Source organism: Pseudomonas sp. GD04015 (assembly GCF_029837675.1).
Taxonomy (GTDB): domain Bacteria; phylum Pseudomonadota; class Gammaproteobacteria; order Pseudomonadales; family Pseudomonadaceae; genus Aquipseudomonas; species Aquipseudomonas paralcaligenes.
On the sequence record NZ_JAOEEE010000008.1, the window covers coordinates 105,923 to 119,177 of the forward strand.

Consider the following 13,255-nt stretch of genomic DNA (forward strand, 5'->3'; position numbering starts at 1 on the left):
TAAGGTGTAGGAAAGGGTCGGTGTAGTTGCCCGACCAGCCCAGTCCAGGCAAGAAGGTAAGAGAAGAACATGGGTAGTATGCATCCCGTACAGGTGATCGCAGTCACAGGCGGCAAGGGCGGCGTCGGCAAGACCAACGTGTCGGTGAATCTGTCGCTGGCGCTGGCCGACCTCGGCCGCCGGGTGATGCTGATGGACGCCGACCTGGGCCTGGCCAACGTCGACGTGCTGCTGGGCCTGACCCCCAAGCGCACGCTGGCCGACGTGATCGCCGGCGAGTGCGATCTGAAGGACGTGCTGATCCAGGGCCCCGGCGGCGTCCGCATCGTGCCGGCCGCCTCCGGCACCCAGAGCATGGTGCAGCTGTCGCCGGTGCAGCACGCCGGCCTGATCCAGGCCTTCAGCGACATCAGCGACAACCTCGACGTGCTGGTGATCGACACCGCCGCCGGCATCGGCGACGGCGTGGTCAGCTTCGTCCGCGCGGCCCAGGAAGTGATCGTGGTGGTCTGCGACGAGCCGACCTCGATCACCGACGCCTATGCGCTGATCAAGCTGCTCAACCGCGACTACGGCATGAGCCGCTTCCGCGTGCTGGCCAACATGGCCCACAGCCCGCAGGAAGGTCGCAATCTGTTTGCTAAGCTGACCAAGGTAACCGACCGTTTTCTTGATGTGGCCTTGCAGTACGTCGGCGCCGTCCCCTACGACGAGTCCGTACGCAAGGCCGTGCAGAAGCAGCGCGCGGTATACGAAGCCTTCCCGCGCTCGAAATGCGCACTGGCGTTCAAGGCGATCGCCCAGAAAGTCGACACGTGGCCGCTCCCGGCCAACCCGCGCGGCCATCTGGAGTTCTTCGTCGAGCGTCTGGTGCAGCAACCGATCGCGGGTACGGCCGTATGACAGCAGCCAGTGGACTTCGAATGTACAACAAGGCGCAGGCGCAGGACTCCCAGCATCAACTGATCGAGCGCTACGCGCCGTTGGTCAAGCGTATCGCCTACCATCTGCTGGCGCGTCTTCCCGCCAGCGTGCAGGTGGACGACCTGATGCAGGCCGGCATGATCGGCCTGCTCGAAGCGTCGAAGAAATACGACGGCAGCAAGGGCGCCAGCTTCGAGACCTATGCCGGCATCCGCATCCGCGGCGCCATGCTCGACGAGGTGCGCAAGGGCGACTGGGCACCGCGTTCCGTCCACCGCAACACGCGGATGGTCAGCGACGCCATCCGCACCATCGAGGCCCGCACCGGAAGAGACGCTAAAGATCAAGAGGTTGCGGCCGAACTCCAATTGAGTCTCGAAGATTACTACGGCATTCTTGGCGACACTCTGGGCAGCCGTCTGTTCAGCTTCGACGACCTGGTGCAGGACGGCGAGCAGGGCGGGTTGCACGAAGACGTCTCCGGCAGCCATGGCGGTCCGCTGCATGGCCTGGAAGACGAGCGCTTCCAGGCGGCCCTGGCCGATGCCATCGCCAACCTGCCGGAGCGCGAGCGCCTGGTGTTGTCGCTCTACTACGACGAAGAACTGAATTTGAAGGAAATCGGTGAGGTCCTGGGGGTCAGCGAATCCCGGGTCAGCCAGTTGCACAGCCAGTGCGCCGCGCGTCTGCGCGCCAGGCTGAGCGAGTGGCGGGCGAGCTGACGGCCGGCCGGTTTCATGATTTGCGACGCAACCGGGCCGCCGGGGCGTTTAGGACTGTACGGAGGTCGACTTGGACAAGAACATGAAAATCCTCATCGTTGACGATTTTTCGACGATGCGACGGATCATCAAGAACCTCCTGCGCGATCTGGGGTTCACCAACACGGCCGAAGCCGACGATGGCAACACGGCGCTGCCGATGCTGCAGAGCGGCAGCTTCGACTTCCTGGTGACCGACTGGAACATGCCCGGCATGACCGGCATCGACCTGCTGCGCGCGGTGCGCGCCGACGAGCGACTGAAGACCCTGCCAGTGCTGATGGTGACTGCCGAAGCCAAGCGCGAGCAGATCATCGAGGCCGCCCAGGCCGGTGTTAACGGCTATGTGGTCAAGCCGTTCACCGCCCAGGTGCTGAAGGAGAAGATCGAGAAGATCTTCGAACGCGTTAACGGCTGATGTCCGCCGCGGGGGCACTATGGCAAACGATGAATCCTCCCTGGGCGAACTCGAGTCGACCCTGAAGGCACATGCTACCCAGCTGGTCGAAAGCCTTGAGAAAGGCCGCTTCGGCGAAGCTGTGCATCTGATCCACGAACTGAGCCAGGCACGCGATCGCGGCCTGTATCAGGAAGTCGGCAAGCTCACCCGTGAGCTGCACAACGCGATCGTCAATTTCCAGCTCGACCCGTGCAATCCGCATGCCCAGGAAATCTCGCAGATATCGGACGCCACCGAGCGGCTGTCCTACGTCGTGCAGATGACCGAGAAGGCGGCCAACCGCACCATGGACCTGGTGGAGCAGAGCGCCCCGCTGGTCAATGACCTAGGCGACGAGGCCAAGGCCCTGTCCGGTGACTGGAGCAAGTTCATGCGCCGGGAAATGAGCGCCGACGCCTTCCGCGACCTGGCCAAGCGCATCGAGCTGTTCCTCGCCCGCAGCGAGCGCGACAGCCAGAAACTGTCCGGCCAGCTCAACGACATCCTGCTGGCGCAGGACTACCAGGATCTCACCGGCCAGGTGATCAAGCGCGTGACCCAACTGGTCACCGAGGTGGAAGGCAACCTGCTGAAGCTGGTGCTGATGGCCAGCCACGTGGACCGCTTCGCCGGCATCCAGCACGACATGGACGAGCTGCGCGCCGAGCAGGAAAAACAAAAAGAGCCTTCCAAGGGTGAAGGTCCGCAGATTCATGCCGATAAGCGTGATGACATCGCTGCCAGCCAGGATGATGTCGACGACCTGCTATCCAGCCTTGGATTTTAAGAGCTCTAACAGAGCCTTTGGAGCGCACCGATGAGCTTCGACGCCGATGAAGAAATCCTCCAGGACTTTCTGGTAGAGGCCGGCGAGATTCTTGAACAACTGTCCGAGCAACTGGTCGAGCTGGAAAGCCGACCGGATGACATGGACCTGCTCAATGCCATTTTCCGTGGCTTCCACACCGTCAAGGGGGGAGCCGGCTTTCTCCAGCTCAACGAACTGGTCGAGTGCTGCCATATCGCGGAGAACGTGTTCGACATCCTGCGCAAGGGCGAGCGCCGCGTCAGCGCGGAGCTGATGGACGTGGTGCTGCAGGCGCTGGATGCGGTCAACGAAATGTTCGGCCAGGTGCGCGAGCGTGCCGAGCCTACCCCGGCCTCTCCCGAACTGCTGGCGGCGCTGGCACGCCTGGCCGAGCCGGAGAGGGCCGAGGAGCAGAGCGCCGCCGTCGAGCCGGAGCCGGAGCCCGAAGCGGAGCCGGAAACCGCTGCCGCCACCGGCGATATCACCGACAGCGAGTTCGAGCAGCTGCTGCAATCCATCGGCGACCAGCCCCAGCCGGTGGTCGCCGAAGCCCCGGCACCGGCCGCGGGCGGTGACGAGATCACCGACGACGAATTCGAGGCACTGCTGGACCAGCTGCATGGCAAGGGCAAGTTCGCCAGCGCTGCCGAGCAGCCGGTCGCGGCGCCCGTGGCCGCTCCCGCGCCGACCGCGGGTGGCGATGAGATCACCGACGACGAGTTCGAGGCGCTGCTGGACCAGCTGCACGGCAAGGGCAAGTTTTCTGGCCCGGCCGAAGAGCCTGTCGCCGCGCCGCAGCCTGCCGCAGCCGCTCCCGCGCCGGCGGGCGGTGGCGACGATATCACCGACGACGAATTCGAGGCACTGCTGGACCAGCTGCATGGCAAGGGCAAGTTCTCCGCTGCCGAGCAGCCTGCGCCCGCGCCTGTGGCCAAGCCCGTGCAAGCGGCTCCTCCGCCCAAGCAGCCCGAGCCGAAGAAGCCCGAGCCCGCCAAACCCTCCGCTCCCAAGCCTGCCGCCGCCAAGCCCGAGCCGGCCAAGGCCGCGGCTCCTGCTGCCGCGCCGGCCGCCGCCGCGGGTGCCAGCGAGACGGAAACCACGGTGCGGGTCGATACCGCGCGCCTGGACGAGATCATGAACATGGTCGGCGAACTGGTGCTGGTGCGTAACCGCCTGGTGCGCCTGGGCCTGAACAGCGGCGACGAGGCCATGGCCAAGGCCGTGTCCAACCTGGACGTGGTCACCGCGGACCTGCAGACCTCGGTCATGAAGACCCGCATGCAGCCGATCAAGAAGGTCTTCGGCCGCTTCCCGCGCCTGGTCCGCGATCTGGCGCGCAACCTGAAGAAGGAAATCAACCTGGAGCTGGTCGGCGAAGAAACCGACCTCGACAAGAACCTGGTCGAGGCGCTGGCCGACCCGCTGGTCCACCTGGTGCGCAACGCCGTCGACCACGGTGTCGAGACGCCCGAGGAGCGCGAGGCCGCCGGCAAGCCGCGCACCGGGCGCGTGGTGCTCTCCGCGGAGCAGGAGGGTGACCACATCCTGCTGATGATCACCGACGACGGCAAGGGCATGGACGCCAACGTCCTGCGCGCAAAGGCGGTGGAGAAGGGACTGCTGGACAAGGACGCCGCCGACCGGCTCACCGATCTGGAGTGCTACAACCTGATCTTCGCCCCGGGCTTCTCGACCAAGACCGAGATTTCCGATGTGTCCGGCCGCGGCGTCGGCATGGACGTGGTGAAGACCAAGATTTCCCAGCTCAACGGCACGGTCAACGTGTTCTCGCAGAAGGGCCAGGGCTCGAAGATCGTCATCAAGGTGCCGCTGACCCTGGCGATCATGCCGACCCTGATGGTGATGCTGGGCAACCAGGCCTTCGCTTTCCCGCTGGTCAACGTCAACGAGATCTTCCACCTCGACCTGTCGCGCACCAACGTGGTGGACGGCCAGGAAGTGGTGATCGTCCGCGACAAGGCCCTGCCGCTGTTCTACCTCAAGCGCTGGCTGGTCCGCGGTGCGTCCGGCGACGAGCAGCGCGAGGGCCACGTGGTGATCCTCACCGTGGGCAGCCAGCGGATCGGCTTCGTGGTCGACCAGCTGGTGGGCCAGGAAGAGGTGGTGATCAAGCCGCTCGGCAAGATGCTGCAGGGCACGCCGGGCATGTCCGGCGCTACCATTACCGGTGACGGGCGCATCGCCCTGATCCTCGACGTACCTAGCATGCTCAAGCGCTACGCGCGTCGCATCTGATCGCATGCGGCTGGCGGGACCAGTCGCTCTGGAGTGTTTATGGCAGTCAAGGTCCTGGTGGTGGACGATTCCGGCTTCTTCCGCCGCAGGGTCTCGGAGATTCTTTCCGCCGACCCCGATATCCAGGTGGTCGGAACCGCCACCAACGGTCGCGAGGCCATCGATCAGGCCCTGGCGCTGAAGCCGGACGTGATCACCATGGACTACGAGATGCCGATGATGGACGGCATCACTGCGGTGCGTAACATCATGCAGCGCTGCCCGACGCCGGTCCTGATGTTCTCCTCGCTGACCCACGAAGGCGCCCGGGTCACCCTCGACGCGCTGGACGCCGGCGCGGTCGACTACCTGCCGAAGAACTTCGAGGACATCTCGCGTAACCCGGACAAGGTCAAGACCATGCTGTGCGAGAAGGTCCACACCATCGCCCGCAGCAACCGCCGCTACAGCACCTTCAGCCCGTCGGCCTCCAGCCCTTCGGCGAGCCATGCGCCGAGCCCGGCCGGCGCGCGCCCGGCGGCGACCACGCCGCTGGCCAGCCGACCCTCGGCCGCGCCGGCACCCCAGGCGCCGAGCGCAAGCGGAGCGGCACCGAAGCGCAAGTCGTACAAGCTGGTCGCCATCGGCACCTCCACCGGCGGCCCGGTGGCCCTGCAGCGGGTGCTCACCCAGCTGCCCGCCGGTTTTCCGGCGCCGATCGTACTGATCCAGCACATGCCGGCGGCCTTCACCAAGGCCTTCGCCGATCGCCTGGACAAGCTGTGCCGGATCACCGTCAAGGAAGCCGAGGACGGCGACCTGCTGCGCCCCGGACTGGCGCTGCTGGCGCCCGGCGGCAAGCAGATGATGGTCGACTCGCGCGGCGCGGTGAAGATCCTGCCCGGCGATGAGCGCCTCAACTACAAGCCCTGCGTCGACATCACCTTCGGCTCGGCGGCCAAGTCGTTCAACGACAAGGTCCTGGCGGTGGTGCTCACCGGCATGGGCGCCGACGGCCGCGAGGGCGCACGGCTGCTCAAGCAGAGCGGCAGCCAGGTGTGGGCGCAGGACGAGGCGAGCTGCGTGATCTATGGCATGCCCATGGCGGTGGTGAAGGCCAACCTGGCCGACGCCGTGTATGGCCTGGACGAGATCGGCCGGCATCTGGCCGAGGCCTGCATCTGATGGATGTACTCACCCTCGTCGGCGTCATCCTGGCCTTCGTCGCCATCATCGGCGGCAACTACCTCGAGGGTGGCCACATCGGCGCGCTGCTCAACGGGCCGGCGGCGCTGATCGTGATCGGCGGTACGTTGGGCGCGGCCTTCATCCAGACACCGATGAGCGTGTTCAAGCGGGCCCTGAGCACCCTGAGGTGGATCGCTTTTCCTCCCCGCATCGACCTGGCCGGCGGCATCACCCGGGTCGTCAGCTGGAGCATGACCGCGCGCAAGGAAGGCTTGCTCGGCCTCGAACCGGTGGCCGACAGCGAGCCGGACCCGTACGCGCGCAAGGGCCTGCAGCTGCTGGTCGACGGTGTCGAGCCGGAAGCCATCCGCAGCATCCTCGAAGTCGATCTGTATACCCAGGAGGCCCGCGACATTCAGGCGGCCAAGGTCTTCGAGAGCATGGGCGGCTATGCGCCTACCATCGGCATCATCGGCGCGGTGATGGGCCTCATCCATGTGATGGGCAACCTCGCCGACCCCAGCAAGCTGGGCAGCGGCATCGCCGTGGCCTTCGTCGCCACCATCTATGGCGTGGCCTTCGCCAACCTGCTGCTGTTGCCGGTGGGCAACAAGCTCAAGGCCGTCGCCGCTCGCCAGTCGTGCTACCGGGAGATGCTGCTGGAAGGCATCCTGTCGATCGCCGAAGGCGAGAACCCGCGTTCCATCGAATTGAAGCTGCAGGGCTTCATGGACTGAGCCATGGCCCGGCGGCGCAATCACGAAGAGCATGAGAATCACGAACGCTGGCTGGTGTCCTACGCGGACTTCATCACCCTGCTGTTCGCCTTCTTCGTGGTGATGTATTCGATCTCCTCGATCAACGAGGGCAAGTACAAGGTCCTGTCGGAGAGCCTGGTCGGCGTGTTCAGCGAGCCGGAGAGGGCGATCAAGCCGATTCCCATCGGCGAGGAGAAGCCCCGCACCACCGAGCCCGACCGCTCGGTGATCGAGGACAATCCGAACAGCACCACCTCCAGCGACGATTCCGCCATCGATCCGCTGACCCAGATCGCCAGCAGCATGCGCGAGGCCTTCGGCGACCTGATCGCCTCCGAGCAGCTGACCGTGCGTGGCAACGAGCTGTGGGTGGAGATCGAACTGAATTCCAGCCTGCTGTTTCCCAGCGGCGATGCGGTGCCCAACGATACGGCCTTCGAGCTGATCGAGAAGGTCGCGAGGATCCTGGCGCCGTATGAAAACCCGATTCACGTCGAGGGCTTCACCGACAACCTGCCGATCGCCACGGCCCAATATCCCAGCAACTGGGAACTTTCCGCGGCGCGGGCGGCCAGCATAGTGCGGATGCTGTCCATGGACGGCGTCAACCCCGGGCGTCTGGCGGCGGTGGGGTATGGCGAGTTCCAGCCGGTGGCCGACAACGCCACCGCCGAGGGGCGCTCGCGCAACCGCCGGGTGGTACTGGTGGTGTCGCGCAACCTCGACGTGCGCCGTAGCGTCAGTGGCGTGGGCAGCGGCAACGCCAAGCCGGACGACGCACTGAGGCGGGCTGGCACACAATCTGCACCACCGGCTCCAGAGGTGGCGCCACAGAGCGGTCCCGCCAATTTTTCGACGCCGGCGCCGTGAGGCACCGGCCAGTTCTCGGCAAGGTCCCGACAATGCCGGGAGGACGACGAGCATGAAAGTCTGGGCAGTAGCCAATCAGAAAGGTGGGGTCGGCAAGACCACCACATCCATCGCCCTGGCAGGCCTGCTGGCCGAGGCCGGCAAGCGTGTGGTGGTGGTCGACCTCGATCCGCACGGGTCGATGACCAGCTATTTCGGCCACGATCCGGATACCCTCGAACACAGCAACTTCGACCTGTTTTTGCACCAGGGCAACGTGCCCCAGGGCCTGCCGGCCAGCCTGCTGCTGCCGACCAGCCACGAGCGCATCGCCCTGTTACCGTCGAGTACCGCCCTGGCCACCCTGGAGCGCCAGTCCCCGGGCCAGAACGGTCTGGGCCTGGTGATCGCCAAAAGCCTGGCGCAGCTCTGGGACACATTCGATCACGCCGTCATCGACAGCCCGCCGCTGCTCGGTGTGCTGATGGTCAATGCCCTGGCCGCCAGCCAGCAACTGGTGATCCCGGTGCAGACCGAGTTCCTGGCGGTGAAGGGGCTCGAACGCATGGTCAGCACCCTCAACATGGTCAACCGTTCGCGCAAGCAGCCGTTGCCCTACACCATCGTGCCAACCCTGTTCGACCGCCGCACCCAGGCCTCCCTGAGCACCCTGCGGGTGTTGCGCAACACCTATCCCGAGCACCTGTGGCAGGCCTACGTGCCGGTGGACACCCGCCTGCGCGACGCCAGCCGGGCGGGGCTGACGCCTTCCCAGTTCGACGGCAACAGCCGTGGCGTGATCGCCTACCGCGCCCTGCTCAAACACCTGCTGGCGGGGCAGCCGGCCTCTCAGGTAGCCTGATGCAAACGCGCGGGCCGACCGGCCGGGTTCAAGTCTCCGGCCACCCCTGCCGATAGGCTGTACAGACACTTTCGTGGACCATCCTATGAGCCGTACCGCCAGCACCGCCACCCGTCCTCAGCAGGCCTTGCAGTCCTACCTGGATGCACTGCTGCAGGAGGCGGCTGTCGAACTGGAGCAGAGCGTCAGCCTCGACGAATTCGAGGCCGCCGTGCTCGAGGAGCAGGTGCGCGACGCCCGTCGGGAGGAGGCCAGGCCGGTGCTGGCCCGCCCGCTGGCCCTGGCGGAGCCCGGACCGCAGGTGCTGCCGACCATCGAATTGCGCATGCCCGAGGTGATCGCCGAACCGCTGGTGGAGGCCCCGGCCGAGATCAGGATCGAGATCGCCGAGCCGGAGATCGAGGTGCAACCGGTGCCCGAAGTGGCGCCCGCCGCCGCGCCGAGCTTCGACGGTCGGCCGAGCTGGAGCGAGGAACCCTTCGAGTGCCTGCTGTTCGATGTGGCCGGCCTGACCCTGGCGGTGCCGCTGGTCTGCCTGGGCACCATCCACCCCCTGGCGGGAACCGAGCTGACGCCGCTGTTTGGCCAGCCGGACTGGTTTCTCGGTATCCTGCCGGGCCAGGCCGGCAACCTGAAGGTGCTGGACACCGCCCGCTGGGTGATGCCCGAGCGTTACCGCGAAGACTTCCGCGAAGGGCTGCAGTACGTGATTTCCGTGCAGGGCTACGAATGGGGTCTGGCCGTGCACCAGGTCAGCCGCTCGATCCGCCTGGACCCGAGCGAGATCAAATGGCGCAGCCAGCGCTCGCAGCGCCCCTGGCTGGCCGGTACCGTGATCGAACACATGTGCGCGCTGCTGGACGTCTCGGCCCTGGCCGAGCTGATCGCCAGCGGCGCGACGCGCAAGGGCCAGGCCCGCGCGCATTGAATGCAACGCCCTCGTCCGTACGGGGCTCTATAGTTAACGACAAGCGGGCTCACCCGCGAACTTGAGGCTAGGGACATGAAGAAATCGTCAGCGCAAGGTTCCGAAGATCCGATTCTGCAATGGGTGACCTTCCGCCTGGATAACGAGACCTACGGCATCAATGTGATGCAGGTGCAGGAGGTGTTGCGCTACACCGAGATCGCTCCGGTGCCGGGGGCCCCGGCCTACGTGCTGGGCATCATCAACCTGCGCGGCAACGTGGTGACCGTGATCGATACCCGCCAGCGCTTCGGCCTGTCCTCGGCGCCGGTGACCGACAACACCCGCATCGTCATCATCGAGGCCGACAAGCAGGTGGTCGGCATCCTGGTCGACAGCGTCGCCGAGGTGGTCTACCTGCGCCAGTCCGAGGTCGAGACCGCGCCGAATGTCGGCAACGACGAGTCGGCCAAGTTCATCCAGGGCGTGTGCAACAAGAACGGCGAGCTGCTCATCCTGGTCGAGCTGGACAAGATGATGAGCGAGGAAGAGTGGTCCGAGCTGGAGAGCATCTGATCCATGCTGGAGATCGCGGTGGCCGTGCTCGGCCTGTTCTGTGTGCTGCTCGCCGGCTTCTGCTATCAGCTGTCGCTGAAGCTGCGCCAGCAGGCGGAGCTGCAGAAGGAGCGCGATGCACTCCGCGATCAACGCCTCAAGGAGATTTCCCGGCGCCTGGACGCCTACCTCACCGGCAGCATCCGCATGGGCGAGGAGTTGCATGAACTGCGCCGGGTGGTGGCGCCGCTGCCGGACAAGCTGAGCCAGATGGAGCAGCGCGATCCTACCAGCCTGTCCTTCACCCAGGCCGCCCGCCTGGTGGGCATGGGTGCCAGCGTCGACGACCTGACCCATTCCTGCGGCTTGTCCCAGGCCGAAGCGGAACTGGTCAGCCGCCTGCACAAGGCCCAGAAGCAGCGTTCCTGAGCGCTTCCTTACTCCTCCCGGTTCTGAGTCTCCCGCCTCGCGGCGCCAATGGTTCCAAGGCGCCATCCTCCCTCCGTCTAACCTGAACGCATGGGGTCCGGCTTCCGAGGAGGTCCGCCATGCGTGCCGCATTGCTGTTGCTGTTGTGCCTGATCGTGCCGAGCGTGGGAGCCAGCGAAGCGCCGCTGGAAGTCAGGGGAGCGACCACGGTGAATGCCATGCAGGCGCGCCAGCTCTACGAGTACGGGGTGCTGTTCATCGATGTGCGCCCGGCGCGCGAGTGGAGCTGGGGGCATGTGCATGGCGCACTGCACCTGGCGCTGGATGGGCGCTTCGCGGAACTCCAGGGGGATGACTGGCCGCGGGAAATGCCCCTCGTGCTGTACTGCGACAGCGAGGTTTGCCCGCACAGCGCCGAGGCCGCCCGGCGTGCCGTGGGCTGGGGCTTCCAGCAGGTGTACTACTTCCGTTCGGGCTACTTCGCCTGGCAGCTGCTCGACTTCCCGCTGGGCAAGGGCCACGAGGGCGAGCTGTACGCCTTCATCCTCGGGGTGCCGCCAACCGCGGCGGGCCCGATGGTGGAGTGACGTCGCGCTCCGCCGGTTCCTCGACGAAGCCCTCCGGGCGCTTGCCCTTGAGGTACCAGGCGAAGGCGATGATTTCCGCGATGGTGCGATAGAGCGGCTCGGGAATCGCGTCACCCAGTTCCAGCCGCGCCAGCAGGCGCACCAGTTCGGCGTTCTCGTAGATCGGCACTTCGTACTCGCGGGCGATGGCCAGGATCGCCTCCGCCAGTTCGTCGTCGCCCTTGGCGGTAAGGCTGGGCGCGTTGCTGCCATCGTAGGAGAGGGCGATGGCCTGGCGCGGGCGCTTGTCCTGCTTCTTCATGCTGTTTCATCCACCCAGCGCTGTTCCAGATGGGTCTTCGGCCCCTGCGGTGGCATGCCCTGGCGGCAGCTCAGCTCGCCGACCTCGAGGCCGGCGCCGAGCAGGCGCTGACGCAGGTTGTCCAGCTCCCCGGTGATCAGCTCGACGGTGGCGGCGCGCTCGGCCCACAGCTGGCTGGACAGGCTGCCGCGCAGCAGCTGGGCCTGCACCTGCAGCGGGCCCAGCGGGTCGAGGTCGAAGGCCAGTTCGACCCGCCACAGCGTCTCCTTCTGCTCCTTGCGGCTCTCCGTGCCCTGTTCCTCCCGCTGCAATTTGACCTGCAGCGGCACCACGTCATGCTGATTGCGCATCGGCAGCTCCAGCTGCCAGGTGGTCAGCAGATTACCTTCCGGCGTCACCTGGGTCTGCGCCAGGCTCGACAACTGGTGGGTCTGCAACCGCGACACGGCGGCGGCGGCCAGCTTCAGCAGGGTTTCCAGATCGGCTTCCTGATCCATTGATTGCAAGAGGCGCGAGGGCAGGGGAAAGCTCATCGCCTGCTGGCGCAGGCTGACCTGGCCGAGCGCGCCGAGCGCGTTGCGAACGAAGGCGGGCAGGGCCTGGGCCAGGGCGCTGCTGGCGCTGGCGGCGGGTAGGGGGGCGCCGCCGGGCAGGCTGGGCAGCAGCTGCGCCACCAACTTCAGCAGGTTGGCCTTCAGGTCCTGCGGCAGGTTCTGGGTGTGCCCGCTGAGCAGCTTGGCCTCGAGGAACACGCCGCTCTGCTCCAGAGCCTTGGCAAGGCCGTCGGCGCTGCCCAGCTGCTTGCCGTCGGGCATCAGCCCGAGCAGTTTGTCGACGGTGGCGCGCAGCTCCGCCGGCAGGCCGTCCTGCCGGGCCATGCCCTGCAGGCCCTTGAACAGACCTTCGAGCGAACCCTGGCGCCCCTGCTGGGCGGCCAGCTGCTCGCCCAGCACCAACTGATCCAGGCGCCCGCTGAGCGGCAGGAAGGCGAGGTTCTGGCTGCCCTGTACCTGGGCGGTGAGCAGGCTGCCGATGGGCAGCGGCAGCGGCGTCTCGACGTTCAGCTTGCTGCCGGCCAGGGAGGTGTTGAGCAGGTTGACCACCACTCGGTACAGGGTCTGCTGGGCCTTGAGCTGGACGATCTGCTCGCGGGACTCGACCTTGCCCTGCAGCACGGTGCCGGCCGGCAGTTGCTCCAGGTCCAGGCTGCTCAGCAGCTTGGTGTCGCCGCCCTGCAGCGCCAGGGCCAGGCGGGTTTCGGAGATCGCGGTGACGGCCACCGTGGTGCCCTGGGCCAGGGGGCGCGGGCTGCTGGCCTCGAGGGTGGTCTGCTTGCCGCCGTTCAGGGTCAGCTTGAGCAGGAGCTGGAAGCTCTGCGCCACTTCCTTCGCCGCCAGCACCTCGGCCTTGGCGGTCTCGCCGGCGGCCAGCATGCCTTCCAGCGGCTGCAGCAGCTTCACCGCCAGGTCGGCGGCGTTGGGAGCGGCAGGGCGAATGGCCGGTGGCGTCGCGGGAAGCGGGCGAGGACTGCTGATTTCTGCCATGGCCGGGTCACACCCTGTCAAAAAGCCGGCTTCGGAGGGTGAAGCCCGACATGTATAATGCCGCCCCGTTCGGGCTGGCTCTATGGTCAACTTGCCACAGTATAGCGG

At 66.4% G+C, this 13,255-nt stretch carries 15 protein-coding genes; 13 read left to right on the forward strand and 2 right to left on the reverse strand.

The window, feature by feature from the left end:
* Positions 1-69: 69 nt before the first annotated feature.
* The 13 genes from fleN to N7640_RS09540 all read left to right on the forward strand — a co-directional run bounded on the left by fleN (position 70) and on the right by N7640_RS09540 (position 11,302).
* Positions 70-903, forward strand: coding sequence for a flagellar synthesis regulator FleN (gene fleN, locus N7640_RS09480; protein WP_220813387.1), 834 nt, complete (start codon positions 70-72; stop codon positions 901-903).
* Entirely contained in the window at positions 900-1,646 is a 747-nt protein-coding gene (gene fliA, locus N7640_RS09485) for an RNA polymerase sigma factor FliA (protein WP_220813386.1), read from the forward strand. Before fleN ends, fliA begins: the two co-directional genes overlap by 4 nt.
* Positions 1,647-1,728: 82 nt before the next feature.
* Positions 1,729-2,103: a chemotaxis response regulator CheY gene (locus N7640_RS09490; protein ID WP_169920072.1), complete on the forward strand. Its 375-nt coding sequence runs from the start codon at positions 1,729-1,731 to the stop codon at positions 2,101-2,103.
* Positions 2,104-2,122: 19 nt separating this feature from the next.
* The gene (locus N7640_RS09495) at positions 2,123-2,911 is read left to right on the forward strand and encodes a protein phosphatase CheZ (RefSeq protein WP_220813385.1); all 789 of its coding nucleotides are present in this window, start codon (positions 2,123-2,125) and stop codon (positions 2,909-2,911) included.
* A 30-nt stretch (positions 2,912-2,941) separates the two neighbouring features.
* On the forward strand, positions 2,942-5,188 hold the full coding sequence (locus N7640_RS09500) for a chemotaxis protein CheA (RefSeq protein ID WP_279902239.1): 2,247 nt from the start codon (positions 2,942-2,944) through the stop codon (positions 5,186-5,188).
* A 39-nt stretch (positions 5,189-5,227) separates the two neighbouring features.
* Entirely contained in the window at positions 5,228-6,352 is a 1,125-nt protein-coding gene (locus N7640_RS09505; protein WP_279902238.1) for a chemotaxis response regulator protein-glutamate methylesterase, read from the forward strand.
* Positions 6,352-7,092 (forward strand): flagellar motor protein, encoded by a 741-nt coding sequence (locus N7640_RS09510; RefSeq protein WP_220813382.1) that lies wholly within the window; start codon positions 6,352-6,354, stop codon positions 7,090-7,092. The genes N7640_RS09505 and N7640_RS09510 overlap by 1 nt, the downstream gene beginning before the upstream one ends.
* 3 nt (positions 7,093-7,095) lie before the next feature.
* Positions 7,096-7,983: a flagellar motor protein MotD gene (gene motD / locus N7640_RS09515; protein ID WP_220813381.1), complete on the forward strand. Its 888-nt coding sequence runs from the start codon at positions 7,096-7,098 to the stop codon at positions 7,981-7,983.
* Between the two features lie 52 nt (positions 7,984-8,035).
* Positions 8,036-8,824 carry a ParA family protein gene (locus N7640_RS09520; protein ID WP_279902237.1) on the forward strand — a complete coding sequence of 263 codons (789 nt, stop codon included), beginning with the start codon at positions 8,036-8,038 and terminating at the stop codon, positions 8,822-8,824.
* A gap of 85 nt (positions 8,825-8,909) precedes the next feature.
* Entirely contained in the window at positions 8,910-9,752 is an 843-nt protein-coding gene (locus N7640_RS09525; protein ID WP_220813379.1) for a CheW domain-containing protein, read from the forward strand.
* Positions 9,753-9,827: 75 nt separating this feature from the next.
* Positions 9,828-10,307 carry a chemotaxis protein CheW gene (locus tag N7640_RS09530; RefSeq protein WP_043310542.1) on the forward strand — a complete coding sequence of 160 codons (480 nt, stop codon included), beginning with the start codon at positions 9,828-9,830 and terminating at the stop codon, positions 10,305-10,307.
* A 3-nt stretch (positions 10,308-10,310) separates the two neighbouring features.
* Positions 10,311-10,715 (forward strand): DUF2802 domain-containing protein, encoded by a 405-nt coding sequence (locus N7640_RS09535; RefSeq protein WP_279902236.1) that lies wholly within the window; start codon positions 10,311-10,313, stop codon positions 10,713-10,715.
* Positions 10,716-10,834: 119 nt separating this feature from the next.
* Positions 10,835-11,302 (forward strand): rhodanese-like domain-containing protein, encoded by a 468-nt coding sequence (locus N7640_RS09540; RefSeq protein WP_279902235.1) that lies wholly within the window; start codon positions 10,835-10,837, stop codon positions 11,300-11,302.
* Here the strand turns inward: N7640_RS09540 and N7640_RS09545 are convergent.
* Together N7640_RS09545 and N7640_RS09550 are read right to left on the reverse strand one after the other, a co-directional pair.
* Entirely contained in the window at positions 11,256-11,603 is a 348-nt protein-coding gene (locus N7640_RS09545) for an EscU/YscU/HrcU family type III secretion system export apparatus switch protein (protein WP_279902234.1), read from the reverse strand. The two genes, N7640_RS09540 and N7640_RS09545, sit on opposite strands and share 47 nt — an antisense overlap.
* A complete protein-coding gene (locus tag N7640_RS09550) occupies positions 11,600-13,147 on the reverse strand; it encodes a flagellar hook-length control protein FliK (RefSeq protein WP_279902233.1) in 1,548 nt (515 codons plus the stop codon). The genes N7640_RS09545 and N7640_RS09550 overlap by 4 nt, the downstream gene beginning before the upstream one ends.
* Between the last annotated feature and the right edge of the window lie 108 nt (positions 13,148-13,255).